The organism is Listeria innocua (assembly GCF_028596125.1).
GTDB lineage: Bacteria > Bacillota > Bacilli > Lactobacillales > Listeriaceae > Listeria > Listeria innocua.
In genome coordinates this window covers 2,608,423-2,629,268 of record NZ_CP117229.1, presented here as the reverse complement: position 1 = coordinate 2,629,268, position 20,846 = coordinate 2,608,423, and the positions used below count along the sequence as shown (strand labels likewise).

The window sequence follows — 20,846 nt, the reverse complement described above, 5'->3', positions numbered from 1 at the left end:
CAACATCTATCACACTAATGAAGAAACTTATATATATTGCTTATTAAATTCAAGCCTAGCAGAAGCCGAGTTAACGATGAAAAAGATTAAATGGGAATTGGATGCTTTAAACTATCAATGCGAGATAGATGAATTATAACCAATAGGCTCTGCTATTCAGGAACTGTTTAGTTTAATAAAAAAACCGCAGACAAAGCAATTTCTCGCTTTATCCGCAGTTTCAGACCTACCTCGCTCAGGAGTTAGGTTTTTTATATTCACTTAATCGTCAATTTCTGACCAACATGAATCATGTTGCTTGTTAATTTATTCCAAGCTTTAATATTATCTACAGTTGTTTTATATTGTCTTGAAATGGCCCAAAGTGAGTCACCTTTTTTGACAGTGTATGTTTTTACTGCAGAGTTGCTTGGTTTATTTGTGCTTGGTTTAGCAGCGTTTGTGTTGTTTGTAGTTGTTCCAGCGCTAACTTTAAGCTTTTGTCCTGGATAAATGAAATCGGATTTCAGGTTGTTCCAAGATTTTAAGTTGGCGATTGTTACTTTATGGTTAGTCGCGATTCTCCAAAGTGAGTCACCTTTAGCAACCGTGTAAACTTTAGCGTTGGTGCTAGTGCTTGGTTTAGATGTGTTGGTATTTGTGCTCGGTTTTGATGTGTTTGTGTTGCTTGTAGTCGTTCCGGCACTTACTTTAAGCTTTTGTCCTGGATAAATGAAATCGGATTTCAGGTTGTTCCAAGATTTTAAGTTGGCGATTGTTACTTTATGGTTAGTCGCGATTCTCCAAAGCGAGTCACCTTTAGCAACCGTGTAAACTTTAGCGTTAGTGCTAGTGCTTGGTTTCGATGTGTTAGTATTTGTGCTTGGTTTTGATGTGTTCGTGTTGCTTGTAGTCGTACCAGCGCTAACTTTAAGTTTTTGTCCTGGGTAAATGAAATCGGATTTCAGGTTGTTCCAAGATTTAAGGTTAGCAATCGTTACTTTATGGTTGTTCGCGATTCTCCAAAGCGAGTCACCTTTTACAACTGTATAAATTTTAGCGTTGGAAGTGTTTGTATTTCCAGTGTTTCCGGTATTACCAGTATTCCCTGTGTTACCAGAATTTCCGCCAGTTGTTTTGCCGCTATCGTATTGCGTTAAATTATATCGGCTAATTAGGTCGTTTAATTTCGTTGCATAGGCTGTATCCGTTGCATAAGTTCCTGTTAAAGCCTTGGTTGCGTCTTTGTAGGAGTTAGTATTACTTTTCCAAACTTTGGAGTAGTAATTTGAATTCCAGCTTGGGCCGTTACGAATAACTTTGGCATAGTCTTCAAGTGATTGATGGTAAGAAGGGTATTTTCTGAACTTAGCTGTGATTGTGTAGTAGTTTCCTTTACCGTCATCTTCTAATGTTTGTTTAGTGTATGATTGGCCGTTGTAAGCTCCTTTAATTCCAAAAAGGTTATAGTTAGGAGCAGAGCCTAATTCACTTGTTCCATAAGCACTTTCTAAAATTGCTTGGGCGATCATGACAGATGCATATAAGTCATTAGCTGCTGCGATTTGGGAAGAGGATGCTTGGATAGAATTAATAAAGCTTTGGATTGTAGCTCCTGAACGTAGCGCTGTTTTTTGTACTAAATTATAAGTCGCTGGAGTAGGAGAACTTGTTTTGTCATCTGGATTGCTGACTGTTATGGGTTCAGCGGGTGTTTTTTCAACTTGTTTTGCAACTGGTGCTTTTTCTGTAGGCGTAGTGGCTTGTTCTTTTGTTTCAGTTTGTTTTGTTTCGGTTTTATTTTCTACTGTTTTATCAGGTGTTGCTGTTTCAGTATTTGTGTTAGTTTCTGTTGAAGCAGTTGGATTGGCTGTTTTAGAAGATTCGTCTGCGGGTGCTGTTTCATCAGCGCTAACCATTACTTCAATTCCTGGAACAGTAACAGAGGTCGCTATGGCTGTAACTCCAGCAATTGTTGCCCCAGTTTTGAATTTGTTACTTTTTTTATTCTTCTTTTCTTCTTTCAAAGCTTCTAAAATACGTTCTTTTCTCGTTTTTTGCATGGTAAGTCACTTCCAATTCTTTTAAATATTCTACCTCCATTATTACACACTTCACATATCTTATGACTGTTATCGACAAATTGTAATTAAATTGTCAAAAAGGTCGGTATTTGTTATACTTAATATAAGCAAGTGCTTACTTAGTTGAACGGGGGTAAAATAATGATTACAAACGAATCCATCATGGATGCAACGCTTTGTATGATGGCAAAAAATGGCATAAAAGGCTCCACAACAAGACAATTAGCAGAAGCCGCTGGAATAAATGAAGCAACAATTTTTAAAAAATTTAAGAACAAAGATAATTTAATTCATATGACTCTTGAAGTGCAATTTGAAAGTATGAAAGCTGAAATCAATCAATTTTTTGATAAAGATTTTGAGAGTGCCAAAGTATTTTTACGTCAAGCAAGTCAGTTTATTTCGGATATTTATGAAAAATATCGTGATTTCATGGTAATTTCTGTTCGGGAAATGGGCAGTAAAGATATGGAATTTATTGATCCGTCAATTGTCGAATATCTATACGAGCGGGTTAATCAAAAAGTACAAGAAATGGTTCCAAGTAAGAACTCATCCCAAGAAGCAGATGCAATTTCTTTAATTTTAAATAGTGTTATTTTGCTAATCATGGTAGAGAAAGTGCGAGATGATATTTATAAACGCCCGCCAACGATTACGACAACTGCAGATGCCTTAGCAGATGTTTTGTTAAAATTATTGAAATAAATCACGAAAAGTTAAATAAAAGTTAAACATTTTACATTTTGTCTTGCGAGCATAGATTTTCTATGTTAAACTCGTAGACGATTAGAGCGATAATAAATATGTAGTTTTGCCTGTTAGGTGAGGCTCCTATGCAAACACAGGCCACTGCCCAAAAATGTCCAAAGACGCCAATGGGTAGAACAGGGATTGTCGGATTAAGGCTTTCCATAATGTGGCTAAGAGTAATTCTTTACGTTGTATAGTGCCAAAACTTTAGCGAGGGGAGTCTGTTTTAGTATGCGTATGAATTCAGAAGTCCTTGCCAAGGTTTTGGTAAGGACTTTTTTCATGTTTATTATGAAAATAATTATCTGGAAATGAAAATCTTTTTTTCAGACAATTACGCTTAAGTAAAATTCGGAAGGAGATGAAGGCAATGGCCCACCATCAGGAAGATGAAGTAGAAGAACCGGACTCGTATTATAGTAATCAAGCTGCAAGAGTGACTAACCTTCATCTCTGGCGCACATAAACGTTATTCTCAGCTTGCCTAGAAAGAATTGGAGGCAAGGAAAATGAAAAAAACACACGTAAAAATGCAAGGTAACAATTTGCTCAAAGAATCACAAATGGATAGAAATAAGATTTTAGAAAAATTAGGTGTAATGGAAACAGGGCTAACGAACGTAGAGGTTACAGAAAGACTAGCCGAATTTGGTCCTAATCAAACAGTGGAAGAAAAGAAAGTATCGAATTTACGGTTATTTATTCGGGCGTTTAATGATCCTTTTATCTATATTTTAATCATGTTAATGGTGATTTCGTATTTAACAGATGATATGGAAGCTACAATAATTATGTCATTAATGATCTTAGCTAGTGGAATTCTTGGATTTGTTCAAACGAGTAGAGCAGAGCGGGCTAGCTACGCGTTAAAAAATATGGTGAAAAATAAAGTGAACGTTATTCGGAACGATGAAATGATTGTAGTAGCACAAGATGAAATCGTACCCGGAGATTTAATCGAAGTTTCAGCGGGGGATATTATTCCAGCAGATGCACGCGTTATTTCGGCGACAGATTTATTAATTAATCAGTCAGCACTTACAGGCGAATCAATTCCTTCTGAAAAATTTGTGGAAGACAAACGCGCCAATCCGGAGCTTTTTGAACGGGAAAACTTATTATTTATGGGGACAGATGTGTTAAGTGGGCACGGTAAGGCGGTTGTTTTACGAACAGGAAGCGCAACATTTTTCGGCTCATTGTCAATCGCAGCTACAGAACGTCGCGGCGACACTAGCTTTGATAAAGGCGTTAAGTCAATTTCGAAATTACTATTTTATTTTATGGTTGTAATGGTTCCGATTGTATTTATGATTAATGGTCTTATGAAAGGCGAGTGGTTAGAAGCATTTCTTTATGCGGTAGCGATTGCGGTTGGGCTCACACCTGAGATGCTACCGATGATCGTCAGCACGAACTTGGCAAAAGGCGCTATCAATATGTCGTCGAAAAAAGTAATTATGAAAGAGCTGAGTGCAATTCAAAATATCGGCGCGATGGATATTTTATGTACGGATAAAACAGGCACGCTCACAGAAGATAAACTAGAACTTGTAAAATACATTGATAGTGCTGGTGAAACTTCCGAAAGTGTTCTAAATATGGCTTATTTAAACAGCTACTTCCAAACGGGCTGGAAAAACGTTTTAGATCATGCTGTTATTGCCAAATTGGATGAAAATACTGCATCAGGATGGACAAAAGTTGGCGAAATTCCGTTTAATTTTGATCGGCGTCGTCTGAGTGTGGTAGTGGAAAATAATACAGAGACAAAGATGATTACAAAAGGCGCGGTAGAAGAAATGCTCACAGTATGCACTCATAAGGAATTTGGCGGCACTATTTCTACACTAACTGAATTAGAAAAGAATGAGCTTCAAGAAATGTGTGCAGAAATGAATCGCTCAGGAATTCGAGTAATTGCAGTAGCGTATAAAACTGGAAAAGCCGGCGAATCATTCACTAAAAAAGATGAAGAACAGATGATTATTGCAGGATTCCTAGGGTTCCGCGACCCAGTAAAAGCATCAACGAAAGAAGCAATTACACAGTTATTTAAGAACCAAATTAACGTGAAGGTTTTGACAGGAGATAACGAAATCGTTACGAAACGGATTTGTGAGGAAGTAGGTATACCAGCGAATGGATTTTTACTTGGCGGGGATATTGAAGACTTATCTGATGAAGAACTCACGCGCGAATTACGGAAATACCACATTTTTGCGAAATTAACCCCAATGCAAAAATCGCGTATCATTGGTTTGCTAAAAAAAGCAGGACATACTGTTGGCTTCCTTGGAGACGGGATTAATGACGCACCAGCACTTAGGAAAGCGGATGTTGGTATTTCTGTTGATACAGCGGCAGATATAACAAAAGACGCAAGCTCGGTAATTTTACTGGAAAAAAGTTTAACGGTATTAAATGATGCGGTTATGGAAGGGCGTAACGTATTTGGTAATATTTTAAAATACTTGAAAATGACAGCTAGTTCCAATTTTGGTAATGTGTTTAGTGTTTTGGTGGCAAGTGCATTTATTCCCTTTTTACCAATGCTATCTTTACATCTTTTACTACAAAACTTGCTGTATGATTTCTCACAATTAACTCTCCCTTGGGATAAAATGGATCGGTCGTTTTTGAAAAAGCCGCATCAATGGGAACAAAAAGGCATGTTGCGCTTTATTCTATGTATTGGGCCAGTAAGTTCGATTTTTGATATTGCGACGTTTCTAATTATGTGGTTTGTATTTAGTGCGAACACGGTAGCAGAGCAAGCTTTATTCCATAGTGGTTGGTTTGTTGTCGGCTTACTCACTCAAACTTTAGTTGTGCATATGATTCGGACAGAGAAAATACCTTTTATTCAAAGTCGGGCAGCTGCTCCGGTAATGATTGCGACACTAATCGTGATGGCATTAGGTATTGTGATTCCGTTTACCGGATTTGGTCACAGTATCGGTTTTGTGAGCTTACCTGGTAGTTATTTCCCATGGTTAATCCTTATTCTTGTTGGTTATATGGCTACGATGCAACTAGTGAAAACTCTTTACATTCGGAAATTCCGGGAGTGGATTTAAATGCGTGCGGGCCGACTGCTCTTTGTAACGTATTTGCTTCTGGCAGTATGGAGTTTGCTACTTGTTTATAGCACGAGTTATGGGGTTGCAATCATGCGTTACAAAGTGGATCCTAGTTATTTCTTTAATAGGCAGCTCCTCTTTTATGGTCTTGGTCTTTTGGGCTTGCTTATTTGCTCGCGTATAAATGTGAAATTATTTTATCAGCGGGTGACGTTGCGTATTCTTTCTTTGGGTCTTCTAGGTCTATTAGTTTTAGTGCTTGTAACGGGTAATGCGGCTAATAATGCTCAAAGATGGTTGTCTATTTTCGGAGTGACATTCCAGCCTACTGAAACTGTCAAATTGCTATTAATACTTGTGATTGCGACTGTTTTCTTACGGAAAGGTTGCGGGGTGCGAGTACAACATTGGGTGCTAGGCTTTTTGTTTCTTACTATAGCATTAGTCTTCTTACAGCCGGATCTCGGCACGGCTTTAATTTTAGGTGTTATTGGGGTCGCTTTGTTTTTAACAAGCGGAGTCGGCCTCTCGCGCCTTGTCCGGGTATTTATCTGGGCTTTTGGACTGATAATTCTTGTAGCAACCTTGATTTACTTCTTTCATCCTGATTTTTTTAGCGCAGCAAAATTGGGCAGATTTGCTTTTTTGGATCCTTTTAACCTTGAAAACTTAGATGCTTCTTATCAACTTAGAAATGGCTACTATGCGATTGGAAGTGGTGGGGTATTTGGGACTGGATTAGGAGGTAGCATCCAGAAATTAGGTTATTTGCCGGAGCCGCATACGGATTTTATTATGACGGTTATTGCGGAAGAGCTTGGTGTTTTTGGTGTTATTTGGACGATTTTTTTATTAATGTTACTCAGTTTTACCGCACTTTATATTGCTGTTTGTAGTCAGTTTATTTTCGATTCGATGGTTTGTATTGGAGTTGCCGCTTGGATTTCGGTGCAGATGTTTTTGAATCTTGGAGGAGTAAGTGGGATTATTCCGCTTACTGGAGTTCCGCTACCGTTTATTAGTTACGGGGGTAGTTCGGTTGTCATGCTTTCGTGCGCAGTTGGGTTTGTAATGGCTGCTGCAAGGCGGAACTTATTAGCTAAATCTAGAGAGGTCGTGTATTTATGAAGCGGGATATTCAATATAATCGAATTATTTTATCGGTGTTCTTACTGTCTTTAGTGAGTTGTGTAGCGATTTATTTTGCTCAGAAGACAAACCAGTATGATACCAATTTTTTAGGAATGCAGTTGGTGTTTTTGGTAATTGGGGCACTTACCTGTTTTGGTGTTTCGCGCCTGCCGGTAGAGTTTTTGCGACATCATGCGATTTGGCTTTACGTCATTATGGTGATTACACTACTTGGAATACTCATCCCAAACCCTTTAGTCCAAAATATAAACGGAGCAACGCGGTGGTATCGCTTCGCTGGATTGTCCTTCCAACCATCTGAAGTTGTCAAATCGATTTTTATTTTTGTATTGGCACATTTTGCTGTAAAATATCAAGCACAGAAATGGAAGCAGTTAGGCATTTTAGCGGCGCTTACTGGGGTTGTTTTGCTATTAATTATGAAACAGCCAGATCTTGGTACGACAATTGTTTACGGAGTTACGGCACTTGCGATTATTTTGCTCGCTATAAAATCAACTAAATTAATGGTTGGTATTATAACTCTCATTTTAACGACAGTGACGGTTGGAATGTATGTAGTCGTTTATCATATTAGTTTACTGGAAAAAATTGGTTTTCATGCGTATCAATTTGCGCGGATCCAAACGTGGCTTGACCCTACTACTGATCCAGATGCGGTCTATCAACTTAATTTATCGATGAAGGCTGTTGGTTCGGGGATGATGACTGGTAGTTCTGGTACAAATGCTTATATTCCTGAAAGTCATACGGATATGATCTTTAGTACGATTGGTCATCAATTTGGTTTTGTTGGTGTTAGTTTGTTGTTAATTTTATTTATGCTACTTATTCATCAATTAATTATGGCAGCTCTTTTAATGAAAAATACTTTTTCTTCGCTAGTTTTAGCAGGTTTTGCTGTAAGTTTTGCATTTAATATTTTTGAGAACATTGGTATGACAGTTGGACTTATGCCACTTACGGGGATTCCGCTTCCTTTTATCAGTTATGGTGGGAGCGCGGTGCTTGGTAATTTCATTGCAATAGGCGTAGTATTAGCGATTATTCGATCAGACGCCGATTTAGTAGAATAAAAAAACAGCTGTTTGAACTATCCCCTAAAAAAACATTAATTTTAGGGGTAGTCCAGACAATGTTGATGAAGGATTTTTTGCTTGGATAGAGAATACTGTAATTATATGGTATAATCCTTGTGAAATAGAAAACAAACTCAGTAAGTGGAAATTAAATAAAGGGAGGCAAGAAGTATGTCTTGGATAACACCTTACGTCCCCATTATAATAGAAGCTGTTTTAGTTATTGGTATTGTTTTTATAGGATTTAAGCTTTATAAAAAGTTTGGATTATCAAAGAAATAACATGAATAAAAAAAGATTCCTAAAGTTAGTTCTGAAAATCTAATTCTAGGGATCTTTTTTCATATTATTAAATAAAAAGCCACATAAAAATAGAGTGGAAAAAATCCACTCTATTAATAGTTTAACTTTAGGGGGTCACTACATATATGACAACCCTGTTTTTATTTGTTCTTATAAAGGTCTACAATTTCTTTCGCTAAATCTTTGAAAGTGATTGCATTCATTAAATGATCTTGTGCGTGAACGAGTAGAAGGGAAACTTCTGTTTTTTCGCCACGTGCTTCACCTTGTATAAGTTTTGTTTGAGAATGATGCGCTTCAAGTAGTGCTTGTTCTGCTTGGGCGATTTGTTCGTCTGCTTGAGCGAAATCCCCTTTTTTAGCGGAATCAATGGCTAACATAGCGTCACTTTTGGCATTACCACCGAACACGATCAAGCTCATAATAGTTTGCTCTAAATCCATCTGTAAACACGTCCTTAAAGTTTTGGTTTTTAAAAATTATTCAGCAGTAACGCCTTCAGCAGCAAGTGCTTCTCTTTCACGACGTAGCTCTTGGATTTGAGCGATTTTCGCGAATGGAAGGAAGATTAGGATAGATAGACCTAAGTTTACAGCTGCAAGTACGCCACCAGCGATACTTTGTGTTGCAAGTGCTCCACCGATAATTGGTGGTGTAGTCCAAGGAGTTACGATAGTACAAGCTGGTACCCAACCAATAGCTGTTGCAAAGTAAGCTACAGTTACAAGTACAAGTGGTGCCAAGATGTACGGAATGAACATAATTGGATTCAAGACGATTGGAAGACCAAACATCATTGGTTCGTTAATGTTGAAAAGACCTGGCGCTGCAGACAATTTAGAAACTGTCATGTACGCTTTGTGTTTACGAGCTACGATAAAGATAGCAATGATTAAACCGATAGTTGCCCCAGTTCCGCCTAAGTTAACGAAAGAGTCAAAGAAAGGTTTGTTAACGATGTAAGGAAGTTCTTTACCAGCTTCTAGTGCTTTTACGTTAGCTTCGATAGCTGGGATGTTGATTGTTTGCATGAACGGGTCGATAATGTTCGCACCGTGTAAACCAAAGAACCAAAGGAAAGCAGAAACGAATGCCAAGAGTAATGCTGCTGGCAAGGAGTTTGCAAGACCCATGAACGGTTCTTGAACTAATTCATAGAAAGAAATTACTAAGTTAGTCACACCAGCTGCTTGGAAGAACGCAGTGATAAGACCAAAGATAGAAACAGTGATCATTGCAGGGAATAAAGCTGCGAATGAACGAGAAACTGCCGGTGGAACACCATCAGGCATGTTGATAATTAGTTTCGGGCTACCACTCAAGCGAGTGAAGATTTCAGTGGAAAGAATTGCAATAATAAGTGCTAAGAAAAGACCAGTTGATCCAAGACCACCAGTATTTGGGACACCATCTGCACCTGGAGCGATTGCGCCAATAGTGAAGAATGTAGCTACAGAAACTACACCAGAAGATAAAGCATCTTTATCATAAGATTTAGCTAAGTTGTAAGCTACTGTGAAAGCGATAAGTAATGCTAAGATAGCAAAAGTACCGTTCCAAACGTTTCCGCCAAATGCTTGCCAAGTTCCTTCACCAAATAAGTTATTCATGAATTTTTGGTAAGCTGGAATTGGGAAGTTGTTAATTAAAACGGCGAAAGACCCTAGAATCATAAGTGGCATAGTTGTAATGAAACCATCACGGATTGCTACTAAATGACGTTGTCCACCAATTTTGGCAGCGTAGGGAATGAAATATTTCTCCATAAATGCGATAAAACCATTCATTTTTTATTCTCCTTTTTTGAGGGATAAAGTAATAGCCGGGTTAAGACGAATACATAATTTCTAAAACATGGCGTTATTACTATACCTCTTTAGTTTTTTATAATTTTCAGCTAGCTAGCTGTAATTACCCTCTTTTTTACTTCATTAAATCTAATGCTTGTTCTAAAACTTTGTCGCCTTTCATCATTCCATAATCAACACTGTTAATAACAGCTAATGGAATACCTTTTGGCTCCAATTTTTTCTTCATGTTTCCTTCTAAGAAACGTACTTGTGGTCCAAGTAATAAAACATCAATTTCGTCTAAATGGTTAGCTGCTTCTGCTTCGGCAACTGCAAAGATTTTTGCTTCAAGACCTTTTTCTGCAGCGGCTTTTTCCATTTTTGTAACTAGTAAGCTGGTAGACATACCTGCTGAACATACTAACATGATTGTTTTCATGATTATTTCCTCCTCTAGATAATTCTCTTAACACTTATTATATATGCAAGTACCGTGCCAACTTTAAATGTGGCTATAAAAGGGTTTTCATTTTGTTTTTTGCTTACACATTGGCTTTTTTTGTGTGTAAATTTTACACACATAGAGATATTAACGGAATCTTTATGCGGAGCTTTAGAATCTTAACACTGTCTTTATGCATTTGTTGTTAGGATAAGGGGGTGGAAAGAGTACTTTGAAGGGGTGAACGGAAATGGGTGTTGTTCTAGTGATTGCTGGAATAATCGGTTTAGGGTTATTGGTATATTTATTTTATGTGTTATTTAGAGGTGAGAACTTATGAAGTATATCGTGATGCAAGATGTGTTTTTTATTGTATTGTTATTAGTTTTAGCAGTACCTCTAGGAATTTATATGTATAAAGTAATGATTGGTGAAAAGGTGTTTTTGTCAAGGGTACTTGAGCCAGTTGAACGCTTTGGTTATCGGTTGATGGGTGTGAATGCGGCTGGGATGTCAGCGAAGCGTTATGCTGGATCTGTTCTTGCTTTTAGTGCGGTTGGTTTTATATTTGTGATGGCGGTGCTGATGTTACAAGGGTTTTTACCGCTTAATCCAGAAGGTATGAAGGGGCTTAGCTTTAGTCTTGCGTTTAATACGGCAGCGAGCTTTGTGTCGAATACGAACTGGCAAGCTTACTCTGGTGAGGCGGCTTTATCGTATTTTTCGCAGTCAATTGGCTTAACTGTACAGAATTTTGTTTCAGCGGCGACGGGGATTGCAGTGTTATTTGCGGTGATTCGTGGCTTTATATGGAAGAAACAGAAAACCGTGGGCAATTTTTGGCAAGATTTATTTAGGGTGACGCTTTATATTTTACTACCGCTTTCGCTTGTTTTGGCAATTCTTTTGGTGTCACAAGGTGTGGTGCAATCATTTGCTGATTATTCGGTGGTTGAATCGCTTGAAAATGGAGCAAAACAATTGATTCCGCTTGGTCCAGCTGCAAGTCAAATTGCGATTAAGCAACTGGGAACGAATGGTGGAAGCTTTTTCGGGGCAAATTCGGCGTTTCCTTTTGAAAATCCGTCGAGTTTTACTAATTTATTAGAGATGCTTGCGATTTTGCTTATTCCTGTGGCACTTGTTGTGATGTTTGGACGTGCGGTGAAGGACAGTAAACAAGGGCGTGCGATTATGACAGCAATGATGATTGTGTTTGTTGTTGGGGTAGTTGCGATTACGATTTCAGAACAATTCGCTGGTCCAAGTTATCAAGGTGTTACTACTTCTGGAAGTATGGAAGGTAAAGAGGTGCGTTTTGGTGTTGGCGGATCGTCGCTTTTTGCGGCTTCTACGACGGCTGCTTCAAACGGCGCTGTGAATGCGATGCACGATAGCTTAACTCCGCTCGGTGGGCTAGTTCCAATGTTCTTTATGCAGCTTGGTGAAGTTATTTTTGGAGGTGTTGGTAGCGGGCTTTATGGAATGATTGGCTTTATTATTTTGACGGTGTTTATCGCTGGGCTTTTGGTTGGGCGGACACCGGAATATTTAGGGAAGAAAATTGAACCATATGATATGAAAATGGTTTGTTTGCTCATTTTAGTTCCACCGTTATTAACTTTATTTGGAACTGCGGTTGCGGTAATGATGCCGAGTGTGCAGGCTTCCGTTTCGGCGAGTGGGGCGCATGGTTTTTCTGAGGTGCTCTATGCTTTCACCTCTATGGGAAATAATAATGGTAGTGCTTTTGCTGGCTTTGCGGCAGACACGACGTTTACAAATATGGTCGGCGCGGTAATGATGTTGCTAGCGCGATTTATCCCGCTGATTGCGGCACTTTACTTGGCTCAAAATATGGCTGGAAAGAGTCCGGTTGCAGCAAGTAGTGGAACGTTATCGACGAAAAATGGCATGTTTATCGGTCTTTTAATTGGAGTAGTGGTGCTTGTTGGCGCACTTAGTTTCTTGCCGGCGCTTGCACTAGGACCGATTGCGGACTTCTTTACAACTTTCAAATGAGGTGAATGGAAATGATGGAAAATGGTATTTGGAAAGATGCGTTAATTCAGTCGATGAAAAAATTGTCTCCAAAACTACAAGTGAAAAATCCAGTGATGCTACTCGTATATGTTGGCGCGATTTTAGCAACAAGTCTTTATTTTCTTGGTTTTTTCGGAATTTCAGATGAGAAAGCTGGTTATACGCTCGCAATTGCGCTGATTTTATGGTTTACTGTTTTGTTTGCAAATTTTGCGGAGGCAATTGCAGAAGGGCGTGGCCGTGCTCAAGCAGACAGTTTAAAAATGGCTCGAAAAGACGTTTTAGCTAGGAAATTAAAAAATTTAGAAGATAAATCTGATGTTATAGAAGTAGCTTCGAATGATTTGAAAAAAGGGGATATTGTTTATGTGCTTGCGAATGAACAAATCCCGATGGACGGTGAAGTTATTGAAGGTGCGGCCTCTGTCGATGAAAGTGCGATAACGGGGGAATCCGCGCCGGTAATTCGCGAGTCTGGTGGCGATAGAAGTGCTGTTACAGGAGGAACTACCCTTGTTTCTGACTGGCTTGTTATTCGTGTGACGGCTGTTTCTGGGGAAAGTTTCTTAGATAAAATGATTGCGATGGTAGAAGGCGCTTCACGGAAAAAAACACCAAATGAGATTGCGCTACAAATTTTACTTGTGACACTGTCAATTATTTTCTTGGCTGTTTCAGCGACACTTTTACCATTTACCGAATTTGCGAGTAAACAAGCAGGGGCGGGATCGGCAATTTCGATTACAAATGTGATTGCTTTACTTGTTTGTTTAGCACCAACCACTATTGGCGCATTGCTTTCGTCCATTGGGATTGCTGGAATGAGCCGTTTAAATCAAGCGAATGTTTTAGCAATGAGCGGCCGGGCGATTGAGGCAGCTGGTGATGTGGATGTACTTTTGCTTGATAAAACTGGAACGATTACGCTTGGAAACCGGAAAGCGAGCGAATTTTTACCGGTGGATGGGGTGACCGAACAAGAGTTAGCGGATGCGGCCCAACTATCCTCTATTGCGGATGAAACTGCAGAAGGTCGAAGCATTGTTGTATTAGCAAAAGAACGTTTCGACATTCGCGGACGAGATTTTGCGGAAATGCACGCAGAATTTGTACCTTTCACTGCAACGACACGAATGAGTGGAATCGATTATCAAGGAAACACAATTCGAAAAGGTGCGGCTGATGCAGTTCGTGCGTATGTATCTGCAAATGGCGGCACGTACCCAAAAGAATGCGATACGATTGTAAGCAAAGTGGCTGGCGCTGGTGGAACGCCGCTTGTAGTAGTCCGAAATAACAAAGTACTAGGCGTTATTTATTTAAAAGACATCGTGAAAAATGGAGTGAAAGAACGTTTCCTTGATTTGCGAAAAATGGGTATTAAAACCATTATGATTACCGGTGATAACCCAATGACCGCAGCGGCAATTGCGGCAGAAGCTGGAGTGGATGATTTTCTAGCTGAAGCAACTCCAGAAGCAAAATTGGAATTAATTCGCGAATATCAACGAGAAGGGCATTTGGTTGCAATGACAGGAGATGGCACAAACGACGCACCAGCTCTTGCGCAAGCCGATGTAGCTGTGGCGATGAATACAGGAACGCAAGCTGCCAAAGAAGCAGGAAATATGGTGGACCTTGATTCTAGCCCAACTAAATTAATTGATATTGTTCGTATCGGAAAACAACTTTTAATGACTCGCGGAGCTTTGACTACATTTAGTGTTGCCAACGATTTGGCGAAATACTTTGCGATTATTCCTGTGCTATTTTACGGGATTTTCCCACAACTTGAAGCACTTAACTTGATGGATTTAACAAGCCCTACAAGTGCGATTTTGTCCGCGATTATTTATAACGCAGTGATTATTATTTTCTTAATTCCGTTATCTTTAAAAGGCGTGAAATATCGTGAAATGCCAGCTGGAAAATTATTAAGTCGCAATATGTTGATTTACGGTCTTGGTGGTTTAATTGCACCATTTATTGCGATTAAATTAATTGATATGCTGTTAACTGTTTTAGGAATCGTTTAAGAGGGGGAGAGAACATGAAAAGATTTATGCAAATTTGGAAGCCTGCAGTAGTGGGATTTCTACTTTTAACATTGGTATGTGGCGTGATTTATCCAGGGGTTGTCACAATTATTGCAGGTGCGGCTTTTCAGGACAAAGCAAATGGCAGTATAATAGAAGGAAAGTTAGCAGACGGGGAATCAGGAAAATATGGTTCTACCGAAATTGGTCAAACATTTACTCAGCCTGAATACTTAATCGGGCGAGCTGCGAGTGACGGGGCGGCGACTAATTTAAACCCAACTAGCGAAGAACAAAAACAATTAGTAGAAAAACGAATTGCTTGGTGGCACAAACTAGATCCAGCTAACAACCGCGTTATTCCAATGGATCTTGTAACTGCATCAGCAAGTGGAGTAGATCCAGATATTTCAGAGGCAGCTGCGGCTTATCAAGTAGACCGAATTTCTAGGGAACGTGGAATTTCTACCAAAGTGGTTAAAGAAATCATTGCTGAAAACACAAGCAAGCGATTGTTAGGTTTTTGGGGTGAGCCGACCGTGAACGTATTACAAGTGAATGTGGCATTAGATAGTTTGAAAATGTAAGTAGTTGGAGGCGAGCATATGGAGACGAATCGTCCAAGTCCGGATGCGCTACTCGTGAATTTGCAAGAAGAAGCAGATTCATCAGTAGGTAAATTAAAAATATATTTTGGATTTGCAGCAGGTGTTGGGAAAACTTACGCCATGTTAAGTGACGCCAAAGATCAATTAGCAGCAGGTGTGGATGTCGTGGCGGGTTATATTGAACCTCATGCCCGCGAGGAAACTCTGAGAATGTTAGAAGGAATTCCGATTATCCCTCCTAAAGCAATCAATCATAAAAATATCGCGCTCAAAGAATTCGATTTGGACGAAGCGTTGAAACGAAAACCGGAACTTATTTTGGTAGACGAACTCGCACATACGAATGCATCAGGCGTACGCAATAAGAAACGTTTCCAAGATGTGGAAGAATTGCTTCAAGCGGGAATTGATGTGTATACGACTGTCAATGTGCAACATATTGAAAGTTTAAACGATATTGTAGAAGGCATCACCAAAGTAGCTGTTCGCGAAACGATTCCTGACTATGTTTTTGATGAGGCGGACCGAGTTAAGTTAATTGATATTGAACCCGATGAACTTCTAAAACGACTAGAACAAGGCAAAATTTACCAACCAGCGCGCGCAAAAACAGCGATGCAGAACTTTTTCACTAGAGAAAATTTAAAACTCTTACGTGAAATTGCGATGCGAAAAGCGGCCGATCGAATTAGCCATGAATACGATCAAACAGGGATTTATCCAGAAAAACGGGCGAGTAGTAAATGGCTAGTCTGTATTGGGACGTCGCCTTCGTCTGCAAAACTCATTCGCTGGACAGCGCGCACCGCCGAAGCTTTTCGCGCACCGTGGACTGCCCTTTATATTGAAAATGAAGAAAATGATTACATGACTAAAGCGGAGAAAAAATGTTTGCGGGAAACGATGGAACTCGCTGAACGACTTGGCGCGGAAATTGTTACCCTTGCCGGACACGACATTGCAGAAACAGTAGCTGAGTACGCCCGGTTGACTGGTGTGACAAATATCGTTGTCGGGAAATCGCGTCGCCGCATGGGTTTAAGGTCTTTATTTGAAGAGGATTTTGAGGATCGTCTCATTACGCACCTTGATAACGTCGATATGCATATTATTCCCTCAAGCCAACCGCAAACTAAAAAACGTCGAATGAAAATACGTTTTAAAAGCTTTCTATCCTGGCATGATATGGCGAAAATGATTTTACTGCTAGCATTGGCAACGGCGATTTGTGTCGGTTTAAGTGAATTCGGCATTGGTGATCAAAATGTTATTATGGTATATATTTTATCCGTGTTAATTATTTCTCGCGTAACAAGTGGCTATGTTTATGGCGTTATGGGTTCTATCATTGGCGTTATGTTATTTAATTTCTTTTTCACGACGCCACTTTATACGTTTAATACAATTCAAGCGGGCTATCCGGTGACGTTTGGAATTATGCTTTTAGTCGCTCTAATTACGAGTGCGCTAACTGTCCGAATTAAAACCCAAGCTAGCCTGGCCGTTGAGCGAGAACGTCGAACCGAAGTGCTTTATGAAATCAATAAGCGCCTATTAGTTACCCGCAATTTAAAAGGAATTATTGATTTAACCAACGAATATATTTTGCATTTATTTAGCCGCTCCGTTATTTTTTATTCTGCGGATCCTGCTAAAAGTAATAAAGGGATTTTCGTACAAGCAGAAGGAAAAGAAGATGCCAGTGCGCTTCTTAGTGCGGATGAAGAAGCTGTCGCGCATTGGGTATTTAAAAATAAAAAGCGGGCGGGTGCTGGGACGGATACGCTAATGGGGGCATTTGGTTATTATATGCCAGTGATGTCACAAGGAAAAGTGCTTGGTGTGATTGGCGTTTCTTGCTCCCCAGAAGATGGTCCACTTACACAAGATAATCGGATCTTTTTACGAATGATTAGCTCTCAAGTGGCACTAGCTCTAGAACGGCAATATTTATCCGAAGAACAACGCCAAATCGTCATCGAATCTGCAAAAGAAAAAATGAGAAGCAATTTACTTCGGGCGATTTCGCATGATTTAAGAACACCGCTCACTGGTATTGTTGGAGCAAGTTCTGCCTTACTTGAAAAAGAAACTGAGTTAGATAAAGAAACGGAACATAATTTAATTAAAGGTATTAAAGATGACTCTGGCTGGCTCATCCGGATGGTTGAGAATTTACTTTCTGTGACGAGAATTAGTGAAGGATTGGTGAGTTTGGAACGAGCTCCAGAAGCCGTAGAAGAAATTGTTGGTGAGGCTGTCGGTCGAATCAAAAAACGTTTCGCAGACCGAACAATCCATGTCAAAGTACCGCGCGACCTTCTTATGGTTCCGATGGATGGCACGTTAATTGAGCAAGTTCTTATTAATTTAATGGAAAATGCGTTGCGACATGGTGGATCTGATGCGGAAGTTTGGGTGAACGTGACGAAAACGAAGAAAAGTGCGATTTTTAGTGTTCGTGATAACGGAAAAGGCATTCCAGAAAATCGCTTGCCAGATTTATTTGATACTTTTGCTGTGGAAGCGAGAGAGCGTTCGGATATGTCACGCGGATTAGGACTTGGTTTATCGATTTGTATGTCGATTATTCGAGCGCATGACGGGACTTTAGAAGCGAAAAACAACGAACATGGTGGGGCGACATTCTGGTTCACTTTGCCACTAGACGGAGGAGATGGAAAATGAACAGCAAACGACTTGTGCTAATTGTGGAAGATGAAGAAGGCATTAGTAATTTTATTTCAGCTGTTTTGACGGCGAGCGATTATGCGGTAATTAAAGCAGTGAACGGTAAAGAAGCGCTAGAACAGACGGCCAGCCATTCGCCGGATGTAGTGTTGCTTGACCTAGGTTTGCCAGATGTGGAAGGACTAGACGTGCTTCGGGATATTCGCGTTTGGTCGAAAGTGCCGATTATTGTCGTATCCGCGCGCGATCATGAACGAGAAAAAGTAACTGCACTTGATCTTGGCGCAGATGATTATATTACGAAACCATTTGGCACATCGGAACTACTGGCACGCATTCGAACTGCCCTTAGACACATTCAACCGAGCAGTAAAGAAGCGTCAAATGACCATATTATTCGCATTCAAGACCTGTATATTGATGACGACCGCCGACTTGTCAAAATGGGCGACATGGAAATTCACTTTACGCCGATTGAATATAAAATTTTGCTCCTATTAGCACGTCACGCTGGAAAAGTCCTCACGCATGACTTTATTATCCGAGAAATTTGGGGACCTTATTCAAGTGAAAATCAAGCACTTCGGGTCAATATGAGTAATATCAGGCGTAAAATCGAACAAAATCCTGCTGAACCTGCCTATATTTTGACAGAAGTAGGGGTTGGGTACCGGATGGCAGAAGAATAATAATATGTTATGATAAAAATAAACGCCAGGAGGAATTAACATGCATAAAACAATCCGTAGCGTAGACGTTTATTATGAAAAATATGGTGAAGGAATACCAATAATAATGATTCATGGCTTTGCACCTGATTCGCAGCTGATGATTGGTTGTATGGAGCCAGTCTTTGATAAGGAAAGTCCATTCTCGCGCATTTATTTGGATTTACCAGGAATGGGAAAAACCGAGAATTACGACTCAATTCAAAATGCTGACCATGTACTCACTCTTTTACTAGAATTTATTGAAGCTGTAATTCCGGGCGAGCAATTTGTACTCGCCGGAGAATCGTATGGTGGTTATTTAGCTCGCGGAATCGCAGCGAAAATGCCAGATAGAGTACTTGGAGTCTTGCTTATTTGCCCAGTCATTTATCCTGAAAAGGAAAGAAGAACTTTACCCGAACAAAAAGTCATGTACCAAGATGATACGTTTGTACGGTCGCTATCCAAAGAAGACCGAGCGTATTTTTCAAAAAGTGGCGTTATTTTAACAGCAAGAAACTGGAATCGTTTCTTGGCGGAAGTGATGGCGGGAATGATTAATGCAGATGGAGAATTTTTAGACCGATTATCCGCGAATTATGCGCTTAGCTTTGATCCAGATGAAAAAACGCAATTCGATGTACCGGGATTATTCTTGTTTGGCCGTCAAGATGATCACGTGGGATACGCAGACGGGCTTACATTGCTTGAAAAATATCCACATGCTTCTTTTGCTATCCTTGATTTTGCGGGACATAATTTACAAATTGAACAACCAAAAATATTTACAACAATGGTAGAGGATTTCTTGTTCCGCGTGAAACCAGAATAAGTTAACCTTTGTGACCACCAACCATTTCAGAACGTTTTAATCCAGTCGCTCCATTTAGTAAACTGCTCGCATGCATAAGTGATTTAAAACCATAGCGAGTGCGAATTTTATCGACAGTTACTTCTAATTGCTCGTGATTTAATGTGCGGGTGGCATCCTCAAATAGATTGAGTTGCAGTCCGGTTTTTAAAGTGAGTTTACCACACGAAATCGCAATGGAGCGCACGGGTTCTCGTTCATCGTAACGTCTGAATAGTTGCAGGAAATAAGGAATAAGAGCATGACTACTACTGGTAGAAGGGATTTTAGCTTGATGGCTGAATCCTTTTTTTATGCTGTATTTACTGTAGCCGATACTTAAATGAATAACCTCCGTATCCACATGGTTTTGTCGTAAGCGCATCGCTACTTCCTCAACCATTTCACGAATAACTATCTCCACTTCAGCGGGAATATGATAGTCTTTTTCAAGAATCTGGCTTTTCCCGTAGCTTTTACTAACAGGAACATATTTTTCGTTTAAAAGGCTGTAATCAATTCCGTGTGCGTGATAGTAAAGCTGTTCACCAACAACTCCCATTGCGTTTTTTAATACTTGCGGCGGAGTTTGACTGAGTTGATACATATTGAAAATCCCCATTTTTTGCAGTCGAATGGCAGTCCTCCGACCAATTCCGCATACATCATCCAAATGTCTGATTTTCCAAATGGTCTCGGGAACATCTTCATAGCGCCATTCAGCGATGCCGTCATCCCGGTTTTTGGCCACATTATCGAGCGCGAGTTTGGCAAGAAGAGGGTTGTCGCCAATACCAACCGTGACATACAGCCGCAATTCCTCTAAAATATCACGCTGGATTTTGCGAACAATTTCTTCCGTGCTACCGAATAACAGGTGCGATCCGGTGATGTCTAAAAAACATTCATCAATACTATAAACATGAATAAACTCAGCGGGAACATAACGTCTGAAAATAGCTTGAATCATCGCGTTTACTTTTAAATATAGTTTCATTCGCGGGGGTGCGATAATAATGCGCTTATCCCAAGTCGGGAGTTCATACATTCTTGAGCCAGTTTTAATGTGGTGTTCTTGTTTCATTTTTGGCGTTGCAGCTAAAACGAGACCACCAGCCCGGTCGGCGTTACTCATTACTACTAAATAAGCTTCAAGTGGATTCAGCCGACGTTTAACACACTCAACAGAGGCGAAAAAACGACTTAATATCGATGCACAAAATATCACGGCGCGGTGCACGGC

General features: G+C 39.9%; 16 protein-coding genes and 1 riboswitch. Of the genes, 11 read left to right on the top strand and 5 right to left on the bottom strand.

From position 1 onward, the window contains the following. Nucleotides 1-257: 257 nt before the first annotated feature. Nucleotides 258-2,042 (bottom strand): 1,4-beta-N-acetylmuramoylhydrolase, encoded by a 1,785-nt coding sequence (locus PQQ29_RS13680; RefSeq protein ID WP_010991401.1) that lies wholly within the window; start codon nt 2,040-2,042, stop codon nt 258-260. A 162-nt stretch (nt 2,043-2,204) separates the two neighbouring features. Here PQQ29_RS13680 and PQQ29_RS13675 point away from each other — a divergent pair, with 162 nt between their 5' ends. The 4 genes from PQQ29_RS13675 to PQQ29_RS13660 all read left to right on the top strand — a co-directional run bounded on the left by PQQ29_RS13675 (nt 2,205) and on the right by PQQ29_RS13660 (nt 8,127). Further along, a complete protein-coding gene (locus PQQ29_RS13675) occupies nt 2,205-2,771 on the top strand; it encodes a TetR/AcrR family transcriptional regulator (protein WP_010991400.1) in 567 nt (188 codons plus the stop codon). A 102-nt stretch (nt 2,772-2,873) separates the two neighbouring features. Further along, nucleotides 2,874-3,041: riboswitch (M-box (ykoK) riboswitch) on the top strand. Between the two features lie 284 nt (nt 3,042-3,325). Further along, nucleotides 3,326-5,896, top strand: coding sequence for a magnesium-translocating P-type ATPase (gene mgtA, locus PQQ29_RS13670; RefSeq protein ID WP_160464598.1), 2,571 nt, complete (start codon nt 3,326-3,328; stop codon nt 5,894-5,896). Beyond that, on the top strand, nt 5,897-7,027 hold the full coding sequence (locus tag PQQ29_RS13665; protein ID WP_153648551.1) for an FtsW/RodA/SpoVE family cell cycle protein: 1,131 nt from the start codon (nt 5,897-5,899) through the stop codon (nt 7,025-7,027). Further along, nucleotides 7,024-8,127 carry an FtsW/RodA/SpoVE family cell cycle protein gene (locus PQQ29_RS13660; protein WP_003734238.1) on the top strand — a complete coding sequence of 368 codons (1,104 nt, stop codon included), beginning with the start codon at nt 7,024-7,026 and terminating at the stop codon, nt 8,125-8,127. Before PQQ29_RS13665 ends, PQQ29_RS13660 begins: the two co-directional genes overlap by 4 nt. A gap of 446 nt (nt 8,128-8,573) precedes the next feature. Here the strand turns inward: PQQ29_RS13660 and PQQ29_RS13655 are convergent, their stop codons facing one another. The 3 genes from PQQ29_RS13655 to PQQ29_RS13645 form a co-directional block, all read right to left on the bottom strand. Beyond that, nucleotides 8,574-8,876 carry a PTS sugar transporter subunit IIA gene (locus PQQ29_RS13655; RefSeq protein WP_003722042.1) on the bottom strand — a complete coding sequence of 101 codons (303 nt, stop codon included), beginning with the start codon at nt 8,874-8,876 and terminating at the stop codon, nt 8,574-8,576. Between the two features lie 36 nt (nt 8,877-8,912). Continuing rightward, nucleotides 8,913-10,220 (bottom strand): PTS sugar transporter subunit IIC, encoded by a 1,308-nt coding sequence (locus PQQ29_RS13650; protein ID WP_003772874.1) that lies wholly within the window; start codon nt 10,218-10,220, stop codon nt 8,913-8,915. Between the two features lie 136 nt (nt 10,221-10,356). Continuing rightward, on the bottom strand, nt 10,357-10,662 hold the full coding sequence (locus PQQ29_RS13645) for a PTS sugar transporter subunit IIB (protein WP_003739890.1): 306 nt from the start codon (nt 10,660-10,662) through the stop codon (nt 10,357-10,359). 253 nt (nt 10,663-10,915) lie between these two features. Between PQQ29_RS13645 and PQQ29_RS13640 the strand changes: the two genes are divergently transcribed. Genes PQQ29_RS13640 through PQQ29_RS13610 form a run of 7 tightly spaced genes read left to right on the top strand, consistent with a single transcriptional unit; the run spans nt 10,916 to nt 19,585 of the window. Continuing rightward, complete coding sequence (locus tag PQQ29_RS13640; protein WP_031649714.1) at nt 10,916-11,005, top strand: potassium-transporting ATPase subunit F; 90 nt, start codon at nt 10,916-10,918, stop codon at nt 11,003-11,005. Then, nucleotides 11,002-12,687, top strand: coding sequence for a potassium-transporting ATPase subunit KdpA (gene kdpA / locus PQQ29_RS13635; protein WP_187983827.1), 1,686 nt, complete (start codon nt 11,002-11,004; stop codon nt 12,685-12,687). Before PQQ29_RS13640 ends, kdpA begins: the two co-directional genes overlap by 4 nt. Before the next feature lie 11 nt (nt 12,688-12,698). Next, entirely contained in the window at nt 12,699-14,744 is a 2,046-nt protein-coding gene (kdpB, locus tag PQQ29_RS13630; RefSeq protein WP_010991396.1) for a potassium-transporting ATPase subunit KdpB, read from the top strand. A gap of 14 nt (nt 14,745-14,758) precedes the next feature. After that, nucleotides 14,759-15,331, top strand: coding sequence for a potassium-transporting ATPase subunit C (locus PQQ29_RS13625; RefSeq protein ID WP_045552795.1), 573 nt, complete (start codon nt 14,759-14,761; stop codon nt 15,329-15,331). 18 nt (nt 15,332-15,349) lie between these two features. Next, nucleotides 15,350-18,040, top strand: coding sequence for a sensor histidine kinase (locus PQQ29_RS13620; RefSeq protein WP_003772878.1), 2,691 nt, complete (start codon nt 15,350-15,352; stop codon nt 18,038-18,040). Further along, complete coding sequence (locus PQQ29_RS13615; RefSeq protein ID WP_033533584.1) at nt 18,037-18,732, top strand: response regulator; 696 nt, start codon at nt 18,037-18,039, stop codon at nt 18,730-18,732. Before PQQ29_RS13620 ends, PQQ29_RS13615 begins: the two co-directional genes overlap by 4 nt. A 40-nt stretch (nt 18,733-18,772) precedes the next feature. Next, nucleotides 18,773-19,585 carry an alpha/beta fold hydrolase gene (locus tag PQQ29_RS13610; protein WP_003772880.1) on the top strand — a complete coding sequence of 271 codons (813 nt, stop codon included), beginning with the start codon at nt 18,773-18,775 and terminating at the stop codon, nt 19,583-19,585. Between the two features lies 1 nt (nt 19,586). Here the strand turns inward: PQQ29_RS13610 and PQQ29_RS13605 are convergent, their stop codons facing one another. Continuing rightward, a complete protein-coding gene (locus PQQ29_RS13605) occupies nt 19,587-20,843 on the bottom strand; it encodes a Y-family DNA polymerase (protein ID WP_033838460.1) in 1,257 nt (418 codons plus the stop codon). Nucleotides 20,844-20,846 lie beyond the last annotated feature (3 nt).

What these genes read in the sequence shown, in the direction of transcription:
- PQQ29_RS13680 (WP_010991401.1), bottom strand. Translation starts at nt 2,042, where the DNA reads ATGCAAAAAACGAGAAAAGAACGTATTTTAGAAGCTTTGAAAGAAGAA.
- kdpA (WP_187983827.1), top strand. Translation starts at nt 11,002, where the DNA reads ATGAAGTATATCGTGATGCAAGATGTGTTTTTTATTGTATTGTTATTA.
- PQQ29_RS13615 (WP_033533584.1), top strand. Translation starts at nt 18,037, where the DNA reads ATGAACAGCAAACGACTTGTGCTAATTGTGGAAGATGAAGAAGGCATT.
- PQQ29_RS13625 (WP_045552795.1), top strand. Translation starts at nt 14,759, where the DNA reads ATGAAAAGATTTATGCAAATTTGGAAGCCTGCAGTAGTGGGATTTCTA.
- kdpB (WP_010991396.1), top strand. Translation starts at nt 12,699, where the DNA reads ATGATGGAAAATGGTATTTGGAAAGATGCGTTAATTCAGTCGATGAAA.
- PQQ29_RS13620 (WP_003772878.1), top strand. Translation starts at nt 15,350, where the DNA reads ATGGAGACGAATCGTCCAAGTCCGGATGCGCTACTCGTGAATTTGCAA.
- mgtA (WP_160464598.1), top strand. Translation starts at nt 3,326, where the DNA reads ATGAAAAAAACACACGTAAAAATGCAAGGTAACAATTTGCTCAAAGAA.
- PQQ29_RS13655 (WP_003722042.1), bottom strand. Translation starts at nt 8,876, where the DNA reads ATGGATTTAGAGCAAACTATTATGAGCTTGATCGTGTTCGGTGGTAAT.
- PQQ29_RS13610 (WP_003772880.1), top strand. Translation starts at nt 18,773, where the DNA reads ATGCATAAAACAATCCGTAGCGTAGACGTTTATTATGAAAAATATGGT.
- PQQ29_RS13640 (WP_031649714.1), top strand. Translation starts at nt 10,916, where the DNA reads ATGGGTGTTGTTCTAGTGATTGCTGGAATAATCGGTTTAGGGTTATTG.
- PQQ29_RS13665 (WP_153648551.1), top strand. Translation starts at nt 5,897, where the DNA reads ATGCGTGCGGGCCGACTGCTCTTTGTAACGTATTTGCTTCTGGCAGTA.
- PQQ29_RS13650 (WP_003772874.1), bottom strand. Translation starts at nt 10,220, where the DNA reads ATGAATGGTTTTATCGCATTTATGGAGAAATATTTCATTCCCTACGCT.
- PQQ29_RS13675 (WP_010991400.1), top strand. Translation starts at nt 2,205, where the DNA reads ATGATTACAAACGAATCCATCATGGATGCAACGCTTTGTATGATGGCA.
- PQQ29_RS13645 (WP_003739890.1), bottom strand. Translation starts at nt 10,662, where the DNA reads ATGAAAACAATCATGTTAGTATGTTCAGCAGGTATGTCTACCAGCTTA.
- PQQ29_RS13660 (WP_003734238.1), top strand. Translation starts at nt 7,024, where the DNA reads ATGAAGCGGGATATTCAATATAATCGAATTATTTTATCGGTGTTCTTA.